The organism is Actinomycetospora sp. (assembly GCF_055612215.1).
In genome coordinates, this window is the sequence record NZ_JBVPVA010000149.1 from 1 (window position 1) to 9,712 (window position 9,712).

10 protein-coding genes are annotated in these 9,712 nt (G+C 72.4%); 3 read left to right on the top strand and 7 right to left on the bottom strand.

The annotated features are described in order from the left end of the window. A partial coding sequence (locus AC0CYZ_RS04120) for an SRPBCC family protein (RefSeq protein ID WP_472212611.1) occupies nucleotides 1-232 on the top strand: 232 nt, incomplete at its 5' end. A gap of 79 nt (nucleotides 233-311) precedes the next feature. Here the strand turns inward: AC0CYZ_RS04120 and AC0CYZ_RS04125 are convergent. Next, nucleotides 312-1,727, bottom strand: a complete 1,416-nt coding sequence (locus AC0CYZ_RS04125) for a heparin lyase I family protein (RefSeq protein WP_472212613.1) — start codon at nucleotides 1,725-1,727, stop codon at nucleotides 312-314. 199 nt (nucleotides 1,728-1,926) lie between these two features. After that, a complete protein-coding gene (locus AC0CYZ_RS04130) occupies nucleotides 1,927-3,255 on the bottom strand; it encodes a heparin lyase I family protein (RefSeq protein WP_472212615.1) in 1,329 nt (442 codons plus the stop codon). 195 nt (nucleotides 3,256-3,450) lie between these two features. Between AC0CYZ_RS04130 and AC0CYZ_RS04135 the strand changes: the two genes are divergently transcribed. Continuing rightward, complete coding sequence (locus AC0CYZ_RS04135; protein ID WP_472212617.1) at nucleotides 3,451-4,077, top strand: hypothetical protein; 627 nt, start codon at nucleotides 3,451-3,453, stop codon at nucleotides 4,075-4,077. On the opposite strand, the gene AC0CYZ_RS04140 is transcribed toward AC0CYZ_RS04135, so the two are convergent. The 5 genes from AC0CYZ_RS04140 to AC0CYZ_RS04160 are packed head-to-tail and all read right to left on the bottom strand — an operon-like array spanning nucleotide 4,025 to nucleotide 8,202. Continuing rightward, nucleotides 4,025-4,501 carry a hypothetical protein gene (locus AC0CYZ_RS04140; protein WP_472212619.1) on the bottom strand — a complete coding sequence of 159 codons (477 nt, stop codon included), beginning with the start codon at nucleotides 4,499-4,501 and terminating at the stop codon, nucleotides 4,025-4,027. The genes AC0CYZ_RS04135 and AC0CYZ_RS04140 overlap by 53 nt on opposite strands. Before the next feature lie 53 nt (nucleotides 4,502-4,554). Further along, nucleotides 4,555-5,619, bottom strand: coding sequence for an iron-containing alcohol dehydrogenase family protein (locus AC0CYZ_RS04145; protein WP_472212621.1), 1,065 nt, complete (start codon nucleotides 5,617-5,619; stop codon nucleotides 4,555-4,557). Next, nucleotides 5,607-6,347: a phosphocholine cytidylyltransferase family protein gene (locus AC0CYZ_RS04150; protein ID WP_472212623.1), complete on the bottom strand. Its 741-nt coding sequence runs from the start codon at nucleotides 6,345-6,347 to the stop codon at nucleotides 5,607-5,609. The genes AC0CYZ_RS04145 and AC0CYZ_RS04150 overlap by 13 nt, the downstream gene beginning before the upstream one ends. Next, complete coding sequence (locus tag AC0CYZ_RS04155) at nucleotides 6,344-6,712, bottom strand: DUF6752 domain-containing protein (protein ID WP_472212625.1); 369 nt, start codon at nucleotides 6,710-6,712, stop codon at nucleotides 6,344-6,346. Before AC0CYZ_RS04155 ends, AC0CYZ_RS04150 begins: the two co-directional genes overlap by 4 nt. Further along, nucleotides 6,694-8,202, bottom strand: coding sequence for a methyltransferase domain-containing protein (locus tag AC0CYZ_RS04160; RefSeq protein ID WP_472212627.1), 1,509 nt, complete (start codon nucleotides 8,200-8,202; stop codon nucleotides 6,694-6,696). The genes AC0CYZ_RS04155 and AC0CYZ_RS04160 overlap by 19 nt, the downstream gene beginning before the upstream one ends. Before the next feature lie 166 nt (nucleotides 8,203-8,368). On the opposite strand from AC0CYZ_RS04160, the gene AC0CYZ_RS04165 reads away from it, so the two are divergent. After that, on the top strand, nucleotides 8,369-9,712 hold a 1,344-nt coding region (locus AC0CYZ_RS04165; protein WP_472212629.1), incomplete at its 3' end, for a glycosyltransferase.

A 9,712-nucleotide genomic window follows, 5' to 3' on the forward strand; every position in this document is an offset into this window, starting at 1 on the left:
CACCCGGCTGCGGATCGTCGGGCGCAACAAGACGGTGACCAGCGAGGACGAGATGGAGTTCACCGGGGCCGACGGGGGCGGCACCCGGGTGAGCTACACCGCGACCTTCACCTTCCACGGCGCCGCGAAGCTCGCCACGCCACTGATGCTGCCGGCCCTCAAGGGACTGGCCGACGACGCCGAGCGTTCGCTGCACGACGCCCTGCAGAAGGTGGCCGAGCGTTCGTCCTAGGTCCGGCGCCGACCCACGTCCGACAGCACGAACGGCCCGTCGATCACCCTCGAGGGTGACCGACGGACCGCTCGTTCGGCTAGGACACCTGCGCCCGGGTGTTGCCGACCTTCGCGCTCTCGATCGTGTACTGCGCCTGCTGGGTGATCGCCGAGTCGCGGTAGATGCCCATCTTCCAGTAGGAGCTCAGGGTGGCCGTCGACGCCTTCGAGGTCGGGTACAGCGTCCCACCGGCGGGCTTGTAGCCGGTGAGCACCTGGGCCCCGTTGTCCCAGACGTCGACGGTGCCCTTGCTCGGGTCCCGGGAGAAGAACACGTGGACGATCAGGTCGGTGCGCTGGCCGATGACGGCGGGCGCGAGGGTCTGCGCGAACGTCCGCGGGGTGCCCGGGTAGCCGTAGCCGCCCTCGAGGTTGAGGTTGCCGCGGCCGGCGGTGATCTCCAACGGCGGTGAGCCGTCACCGTCGTTCTTCCACTGGGTGAGCACCTGCCAGGTGGTCACCTGGGTCGGGAAGTTCGCGCCCAGGACGAACGAGAAGCGGAACCAGCGGTCCTGCCCCTCGGTGAACTCCGCCGTGGTCGGCACGATCTCGGTGCGCGTGCCCTTCGCGGGCATCGTGAACTGGGCGGCCTTGGCCCCCGGGGTGACCGGCGAGTTGACGATGACCGGGGCGCTCGCGCCCACGTCGTTCCACGGGGTGTCGTCGAAGTTGTCGAAGCCCGAGGCCGTGAAGCCCGAGTCCCAGACCTGGGTGGTCTGGTTCGGCGGCGGGGTCGTGGTGGTCGTCGGCGGCGTCGTCGTGGTGGTCGGCGGGACGGTCGTCGTCGTGGTCGGCGGCACCGTGGTGGTGGTCGTCGGCGGCACCGTGGTCGTCGTCGGCGGCACGGTCGTCGTGGTCGTCGGCGGCGCCGTGGTGGTCGTCGTGGGCGGCGGGGGCGTCGTCGTCGTGGTGGTCGGCGTCGAGAGCGCCGGCAGGGCCCACTTCTGCGCGTTCGTGTTCACGCACGTCGCGATGGTGACGGCGACCCTGGCGTAGACCTGGTTGTTCAGTGGCGCCAGGCACCGCGCCGATTTCTGGTTCTGCACGACGCCGCTCGCGAGGAGGGTCCACTTCTGCGACGTCGAGGTCGCGGAGCACACGACGAGGACGACGCGGGTGCCGTTCCCGGTCCCGCCGTTCAGGGTGTCGATACAGCCCCCCTGCACCCGGATCGTGCCGTCCGAGTACCGCGACCACTGCTGGCCGAGGCCGGTCCCGCAGTAGTTCAGCTGCTGCGGATTGTTCGTCGCCGTGGAGTTGTTGGCGTTCTCCAGGCAGCCGCCGCCGTAGTTGCCGATCTGGCCGGTGACCGTCGCCGCCTGCGCCTCCCCCGCACCCCCGACCACCGAGACGAGCACGCCGAACAGCAGCGTCAGCGCCCCCAGGGCCGCGACGAGTGCCGTGCCGCGTCCGCGTCGGCCCCCTCGCTCGTGCGTGCCCACTCCGCCCGCCATGACTCCCCCTCCGATTGCTTACGGAGGGAGGTCGTGCCGATCATGGCGGTCATTACACAGAAACATAGCCCGATCGGGCGAACATCGTGACGCATTGGAGCAGATTGTCCGGGAACGCCTTTTCACGGTCACCCGCACAGCCCGAACCAACATGATCACCGAATGTCGATCATGACTGAGAATGACAGCCCGGCCCCGGTCAGTTCGCGACCTGGGCCTGGGTGTTGCCGATCTTCGCGCTCTCGATCGTGTACTGCGCCGGCGAGGTGATCGCCGAGTCGCGATAGATCCCCATCTTCCAGTAGGACGCCAGGGAGGCGGTCGAGGCCGTGCTCGTCGGGTACAGGGTGCCGCCGGCCGGCTTGTAACCCGCGAGCACCGGCGTCCCGTTGCGCCAGACGTCGACGCTGCCCTTGCCCGGGGTGCGGGAGAAGAACACGTGGAGGATCAGGTCGGTCCGCGCCCCGGTCGTCGCCGGCGCGAGCACCTGCGCGAACTGCCGTGGGCCGCCCGGGTAGCCGTAGCCGCCCTCGAGCTTGAGGTTGCCGCCGCCCACGGTGACCTCCAGCGGCGGGGAGCCGTCACCCTCGTTCTTCCACTGCGTGATCACCTGCCAGGACGTGACCTGCGTCGGGAAGGACGCCGGCAGGTAGAAGGAGAAGCGGAACCAGCGGTCCTGCCCCTCGGTGAACTCCGCGGTCGTCGGGACGATCTCGCTGCGGGTCCCCCCCGCGGGCATCGTGAACAGGGCCGCCTTCGCACCCGCGGTCACCGGGGAGCTGGTGATCGTCGGCGCGCTCGCCCCGACGTCGTTCCACGGGGTGTCGTCGAAGTTGTCGAACCCCGAGCCGGTGAAGTCGGAGTTCCAGGTCTGGCTGGTCTGGGTCGGCATGCTCGTCGTGGTCGGCGGGGTCGTGGTCGTCGGCGGGGTGGTGGTCGTCGGCTTCGGCGTGGTCGTGGTCGGCTTCGGCGTGGTGGTCGTGGGCTTCGCCGTCGTGGTGGTCGTCGGCCGCTTCGTCGTCGTGACCGGCGGTGCCGTGGTGGTCGTGGGACCGGTCGTCGTCGAGACGGCGGGGAGCGCCCACTTCTGTGCGTTCACGTTCGCACACACCGCGATCGTGATGACGACCTTGGCGTAGACCTGGTTGTTCAGCGGGGCGAGGCAGGTGCCCGACCTCTGGTTCTGCACGAAGCCGGACGAGTAGATCGTCCAGCGCTGCGAGGTCGAGGTCGGCGAGCAGGCGGCGAAGACGACCCGGGTGCCGGCCGCGACGGCGCCGCCGAGCAGGTCCGCGCAGCCACCCTGCACCCGCAGGGTGCCGTCGGAGTAGCGCGACCACTGCTGACCCGCGGTCGTGGCGCAGTTGTTCAGCTGCAGGGGGTTGCCGGTCGTGGCCGCGTTGTTCGCGTTCTCCAGGCAGCCGCCCGCGTAGCCGGCGATGCGGCCGGTGACCACGGCGGCATCGGCGCGCCCTTGACCGACCCCGGTGGCGAGGACCCCCACGAGCAGGGCGACCGCACCCAACACGGCCGCGAAGGCCGCTCTGCGACGATGACGAGGCCCCTGTCCGCCCACGATCCTGCTGTCCGCCATGACGCTCCCTCAGTTGGTCCTGCTCACTGAGAGTCGCCCGTTCGGAGCAACGAGTTACCCAGATCGTTCTACACGGATGGGTGATCACCGGCGTGTCACGGTGGCGTCACGAGCAGAGTAAGGATCCGGATGCTCCGCCCCGCCGGCCTCATCGCCACCGCGGTGCCCCCGCTGCTGCTCGCGGCCCTGGGCTCCACCCACCCGACGATGCTCACGCCCGCGTCCGCGCCCTGGTGGCGGGACCTGCACGTCATCGGTCTGGCGCTCTTCCCGCTGCTGGCGCTCGGGCCGTGGATCGTCGTGCGCGGCCGGAGCCGCCTGCTCGAGGCCGTCGTGGTCGTGCTCGGGTTGGTCTACGCCTGCTGCTACACCGCGCTCGACGTCCTCGCGGGGATCGGCGCCGGGCAGGAGACCGTCGTCGTCGGCCCCGGCCCGTGGGTGCCGGCGCTGTTCGGGATGGCGGACCGGCTGGCGCTCCCGGGGGTGTACGCCTACCTCGCCACCGCCGTGATCGGCGGAGTGACCGCCGTCGCCGTGACCCGTGGGATCGCCGCGCGGGCGGCCGCCGTCGTCGGGGCCGTCCTGGTCGTGGTCGGCGCGTGGTCGTTCCTGACCAGCCACATCTACCCGCCGGTGGGGGTCGCGACGATGGTCGTCCTGGCCGTCGGGTGGACGACGCTCGCCGCGGCCGTCCCGCCGGCGGTCAGGTCGCCGCGGCCCCGGTCGCCGCTGCGGCGGCAGCCTGCTCCCACATGAGCAGCACGACCGCGAGCACGAACACCGCGAGCGGGGCGGGCATCCCGGGCAGCTGGGCCTCGGCGTCGCCGCGCCACGTGCCGGTGCGACGGATGCTGCCGAGCGCCGCCGACGAGTCCGGGCCCGCCACCCACTCCTGGTCGGACTTCCAGACCGAGCGGCGGCGGAAGTGGAATTCGCTCTCCGGGGTCGTCACCGACCAGTGCTTGCGCCCGATCCGCTCCGCGTGGGCGATCTCGGTCTCCCCGCTGACCAGCGTGTACCGGGTCCCGGTCCAGGTGGAGCGCACCTCGTAGGACGTGCCGTCGAGGGTGTACTCGACGCCGGAGCGCCAGCCCTTCTTCTCCAGCACCAGCAGCGGGGCGCCGTCCTCGCGCACCTCCCAGCGGGGGCGGAACGACGAGACCCGGTGCGCCTCCAACATGCCGCGGATCGAACCAGGACCGGACGGGCGGGCTCAACCAGGGGCGGGCGGCGTCAGACCAGGCGATCCACGTAGGCGAGCACGGCCTGCTCGACCCCGAGCGGGTCCAGGTCGCGGTGCTCCAACACGGTGTAGCGGTCCGGACGGGTCGCGGGCGCGGCCTCGACCGCCTCCGCGAACTGCGCGGGCGTCAACCCGACGTCCTTCGGGTGGCGGGGGAGGTCGTGGTGCCGCAGACAGGCCTCGAGCGTGGTGAAGGCGCGGTCCCCGTCCTCACGGAGGGACGCGGCGAAGAGCGCCCCGAGGCCGGCCAGCTCGCCGTGCTGCCCGGCTCCGGGGAACAGTCGATCCACCGCGTGCAGGATTTCGTGGTCACCGCCGCTGCAGGGCCGGCTCGACCCTGCCGCCGTCATCGCGATCCCGGAGAGGACCAGGGCCTCGGCCAGCACGACGAGGAAGTCCGGGTCGTCGACGGTGCCGTCGTGGTGCAGCACCGACTCGGCCGCGAGGCGCGCGAACGCCACGGCCAGGCCGTCGACGCGCTCGCCGCGCTGACGCCCGGCGAGCTCCCAGTCCGCGATCGCGGAGAGGTTGCTGATGACGTCACCGACCCCGGAGCGCACCATCTCGACGGGCGCCCGGCGGACGTAGTCGAGGTCGACCACCGCGGCGATCGGCATCGAGACCCCGAAGGACTCCTTGCCGACCTCGGTCTCCAGGGACGAGACGGGCGAGCACACCCCGTCGTGGGCGAGGTTCGTCGCGACGGAGACCATGGGCAGGCCGAGACGAGTGGCGGCGTACTTGGCGACGTCGAGGGTGCGTCCCCCGCCGATCCCGACGAGCGCGTCGAAGCCGCGCCCGCTGGCACGGACCACGTCCTGCAGACGGACCGCCTCGTCCACCGAGCCGCCGTCGACCAGGAACACCGAAGCCCTCGCCAACGTCGCGGCCAGCCGTTCCGCGATCTCCACGCCGAGTCCCGGACCCACGGCGACGGCCACCTGGCCGCCGCCGCTGATGCGCTGGTCGGCCAGCAGACGGCCGAGGTCGTCGACGGCACCGGCCCTGATGTCGACCTCCAGCGGGCCGAGGAGGATGCGGCTCAGCAGCGGCACGCGACGTCCCGCGCCCGGGCCAGATCGGCGTGGTCGTCGACCTCGACCCACGTCGTGGGTTGCAGCGAGACGGCCCGCACGGGCCGGCCGCGGTCGGCGTACTCCTGATAACCGTCCTCGTAGTAGAGGCCGGGATCGCGTTCCCAGGTGCTCCGGAGCGCGTCCGTGAGCGGTTCGGCGGCGCCCGGCTCGATCAGCGACACGCCGATGTACTCACCGGTCGCCTCCGCGGGCGACATGAGCTTGGTGATCCGGGCCAGGCGACCTCGATCGTCGACCGAGACCTTCATCTCCTCGTCGGCGAGCTCCTTGTCGGTGTCGAGCGCGAGCAGCACGCGGGCACCGTCGGGATCGTGCGCAGCGAGGAGCGTCTGCTCGACACTGGGCGGGTGCACGGTGTCGCCGTTCACGAGCAGGACACCCTCGCGAAGGTGCTCGCGAGCGGTCCAGAGGGAGTACGCGTTGTTGCGGTCCTCGGCGTGCGGGTTCACCACGAGTTCGAGGTCGATCCCGTATCGCTGCTCGAGCGTGGGACGCAGCACCTCGACCGCCTGTCGGGCGTACCCGACGACGACGACGACGCGGTCCAGGCCCACGGCCGCGAGGTTCCGGAGGCACACGTCCAGGATCGTCGTCGTGCCGTCGACGGGGACGAGGGTCTTCGGAACGGCGTCGGTGTAGGGCCGGAGCCTGCGCCCCGCGCCGGCCGCCAGGACCAGGCCGATCACTGGGGCTCGACGTCGTGCGGGCGCAGGCGCTCGATGTCGATGTCGCGGTCGTGCAGCGGGAGGACGATCTCGGTGACGAGGTCGGTGAGCTCCGCCAGCCGGACGTTGAGGCGCCGGGCCTCGTCGAGGTCCGAGTCGAGGACCCCGACCCGCTCCGCCAGCTGCTCGCGCTCGGCCGCGAGGGCGGCCACGTCCTCACGGACCCGCGCCACGTCGTCGCGCAGCCTCGCGAGCTCGTCCCGCAGCAGCGCGACCTCGGGCGTCACCGCGCGACCCGCCAGCCGTCGGGCGCGCATGACCGGGCCCGTCGTCACGACCGACCGCACGGTGCCCACCAGGCTCGCCCTCACGTGCGCGGCGTCCACGCCATCACCATCCTCGTCACCGCTTCCCGATCGACACGCACGGTGTCGACCGGCCGTAGGCCGTACTGCTCCGCCTCGAGCAGGAGCTGCTCGACCGGCTCGCCGCCGTCGGCGACCTCGACGTGCGCCCGGCCGCCCCGGCGCAGCGTCATCGACAGCAGGCGGAACAGGTGGTGCCGGCCGCTCGGACCGAGGCCTTCGACGACGCGCCGGACCACCACGGCCCACGGCAGCCGTCGGCCGGCGAGCTCGGCACCGAAGGCGATGGTGGTCCGCGGGTCGTAGAGGTTCACCACGCGAGTCGTCAGGCCCGGCGTCACGGGGATCGCCGCGACCGCCTCCCGGGCCCAGTCCACCGCGAGGGTCTCGTGACCGGCCGCCGCGACCGCGCGCGCGAGAGCGCCGTTCCCACAGCCGATGTCGACCACCGGCGCGTCGGGGTCGAGGCGCTCCGTGATCCAGCGGGCGGCGCCGGCGCCGGCCGCGCCGTCACGGCGCTCGTCGCGCAGCACGTCCTCCCACTCGTCCCGGCCCCCGTTCAGGCCGGGGAACCAGTTCTCCAACCGGCGTCGGGTCGCGGGGACCGTGTCGAAGCGGAAGGCGGGGTCGGGAACGCGCCAGCCCGGGCCGTAGTTCGCCTCGAGCTGGAGCTCCGGTGAGCGCGGGGCCGGTTCGTCGCGGTCCTCCACCCGCAGCGGTACCGCGGGGAGGAGGTCCTCCCTCGCCGCGGGATGGCGGATGCAGAACACCTGGTGCCACCAGCCGTCGGCGAACCACCCGGCGAACACGTCGACGTAGTGGTCGGACAGGCCCCGGTACTCGAAGTGCATCTGCAGGTGGCCCGGGGAGTGGCGGACGACGTCGAACCCGGCACGGCGCAGCGCCCGTCCGAGCGCGAAGCCTTCGCGCGCGACCTCCACGGGGTGGGAGTGCCTCGAGATCCAGGCGAAGTCGACGTCGTCGTCGTGGCCGATGAGGTGCCCGTCGCGGACCGGCCCCAGCAGGGTCCCGCCGGTGACGAAGACCTCGAGCCCGAGCTCGCCCTCGACGACGGCACGAACCTGGTCGGCGTGGTCGAGGAGCCGGACCACGATCGAGTCGTCGTGGTCGTCGAGCACCCGCCCGGCGCGGTCCCACTTGTTCACCACGAGGTCGCGGCCGTGCTCGTCGGCGAACGTCACCCTGCCGGGATCGCCGGTGAACGCGACCTCGTTGCGAGCCCACACGTCGTCGTCGGCGCCCCCGCGGAGGGCGACCTCGGCGCGGCCGCGCAGGGCCGCCAGGATCGCGGTGGGCCAGGGGACCACGTGACGGCCGTCGGAAGCGGGCTCGGCGGACTCGAGGCGGAACGACCACACGCGGCGGCCGTCGAGGAGGACGTCGACGGCGCCGGTGCCGGGGCCGGGCGGGACGACGAAGGAGATGGCCTCGCGGTCGGCCTCGAGGGCGCGCATCGGGACGACCACCGTGGCAGCGTCCGTCTCGCCCATGTCAGCACCGTACGACCCACCCACGGTTTGCCTTTCGTTTACCCCACCACCGGGGCTCGCCGGGCGACGCGGTGCTCGTGTTCCCGGCGGGTTCTCCTACCCTGCGGGGGCGGGACGGCGCGCTCCGCGACCGGTGGGCGCCGCCGATCGGGGAGAGGTGCGCAGCGTGACGGACGTGCAGACGGTGCCGACGACGACCTCCGGGGCCGCCGCGCCACCCGGGCGCCTCCTCGTCCAGCGCGGCCTGTTCACCGGCCCGTCGACCGAGATCCCCGACGAGATGTACGTCGAGGTCCTCTCCGGCCACGCCGAGCGCCGCCGCCGCCACGTGCGGGTCGGGACCTTCGGGCGGGTCAGCACGAACACCTGCTTCGGACGGTTCCCCGCCTCCTACTGGCAGCGCTGGACGACGGCGCGCTCCGTGCGCTTCGAGGGCCGGATCAGCGGCGCCGGGCGGGTGATGCTGCGCGCGTCGGACACCAACGGCGTGCCCCGCACCGTCGCCGTGCACGACGCGCGGACCGAGGACGTGCGGCTCGAGGCCCGCCTCGACCGCTTCCTCGACGGCGGCGGGCTGTGGGTCGAGATCGTCACCGACGACGCCGAGCTGCTGCTGCACGACGCGCGTTGGACGGTCGAGGCCCCGGCGGTGCGACGTCGGACCAGCATCGTCGTCTGCACCCACAACCGCGCCGACGACTGCGCCGCCACCCTCACCGCCCTCGCCGAGGACCGCGAGGTCCTCGGCACCGTCGACCGGGTCGTCGTCGTCGACCAGGGCACCGACCCCGTCGAGACCCGTCCTGCCTTCGACGAGGTCCGCGACCGGATGGGCGACACGCTGCACTACCTGCGCCAGCCCAACCTCGGGGGCTCGGGCGGCTTCACGCGCGGCCTGCACGAGGTCGTCACCGCCGCCGGCGGGACGCCCACCGACGCGCTGTTCATGGACGACGACGTGCGCTGCGAGCCCGAGGTCGTCATCCGGCTCGCGGCGTTCGCGCAGTACACGACGCACCCCACGATCGTGGGCGCGCAGATGCTCAACCTGCTCCACCCGACCCAGGTCCTCGCCGGCGCCGAGTACGCCGTGCTCGAGGACCTGACCAACGGCCACGTCGCCCCCGGTGCGGTCGGCGAGTCGGACGTGACCGCCTACTTCCCCGACGGCACGAAGAACGTGCAGGACCGCCGTGTCGACGCGGGCTACACCGGGTGGTGGTCCTGCCTCATCCCGGTCGACGTGGTGCGGGCCATGGGCTACCCGCTCCCGCTGTTCTTCCAGTGGGACGACGTCGAGTACTCCTACCGCGGCCGCGCCCACGGGTTCCCGACGGTGACGCTGCCGGGCGCCGGGCTCTGGCACGCCGACTTCCCGTGGAAGGACTGGGACGACTGGCACCGGTACTTCAACCTGCGCAACGCCATGATCACCTCGGCGCTGCACAGCGGGTTCCCGGTCCGCCACGTCGCCGCCACCCTCGGTGACCTGCTCTCGCGCTACCTCGTC